This window comes from Ruegeria spongiae (assembly GCF_023502395.1).
Classification (GTDB): domain Bacteria; phylum Pseudomonadota; class Alphaproteobacteria; order Rhodobacterales; family Rhodobacteraceae; genus Ruegeria_C; species Ruegeria_C spongiae.
Genome location: NZ_JAMFMB010000084.1, coordinates 1 through 956 on the forward strand (window position 1 = coordinate 1; position 956 = coordinate 956).

Genomic DNA, 956 nt, shown 5'->3' on the forward strand with positions numbered 1-956 from the left:
GTGAGAAACCCGAATTCGAGCCGCATTTTCTGCGGCTTCAAAACAGAAGTGGTCATTGCGCATGATCGAGAAAGCAAAGAGCCTTCCCCAAGCCTTGAATTCGACCTCGTTGTGCACGCAGGATTTGACCCGCTGCGACAGACCGAAATCTGCCGTTGGCCGCTCCAAGCCCGTCGCTCCCTCCCTCTTGCCAATGTTATGAAAATACACCGACAAGGCATTGGCCAAGCTGGTTCGCCCATCCGCCTGCGCCATTGCCATCAAGAAAAAACATGATTGCTCTTCGCGATCGAGTTCATCGAAATACCCGACAACTTTTTTGCCAACTCCTCTCGGCGATCCATCTCAGCGAACGAGGTTTCGGCTGGCAAACCGAATCCATTCGCGCCAGCGCGTTTATTTTGCACTCCCAGAGCAATGTGCCCCCACGCAAAATCCGTGTCGAGTTCGATTGCCTTTCTGGCAAGTTCTAGTGCCCGTGACAGGTGGGTTGATGGCGTGTCAGTGTATTGGAAACGCACCTGCACCGAGAGGTTGAAGGCGAGCCCGGCGTAACCGCCCGCAAAATTCGGGTCCAACTCTATCACCTGCTCAAAGAGTTTCTCGCCGCGCAGGATATTATCCCTGCTTGGCACATCGACAGTGCGGCGCGCCTGCAAGAAAACATCGTAGGCGTCGATGTTCGTTGTGTACTTCTGGTACAGCCTCTCGCTCTCGTTGGCCTTGAGCGTTACCGACAGGGCTTTTGCCACCTGACGCGCGACCTCGGACTGAACCGCAAACACGTCTGTGACGTCGCGATCATAGCGCTCGGCCCAAAGGTGCCCTTCTGTGACCGCGTCTATGAGCTGTGTTGTGATCCGTATTTTCTCGTCGGTCCGCCTGATGCTGCCCTGCAGCACATAGCGCACACGCAGGTCCTCGACGACTTGACTGACCTTATTGCAAGGTGGCGC

The 956-nt window shown here is 55.5% G+C and carries 1 protein-coding gene and 1 pseudogene; both read right to left on the bottom strand.

The window, feature by feature from the left end:
- On the bottom strand, window positions 1–261 hold a 261-nt coding region (locus M3P21_RS22330; protein ID WP_249713712.1), incomplete at its 3' end, for a hypothetical protein.
- Window positions 261–956: pseudogene (locus M3P21_RS22335) on the bottom strand (hypothetical protein); the annotation flags it as partial. The gene M3P21_RS22330 and the pseudogene M3P21_RS22335, both read right to left, overlap by 1 nt.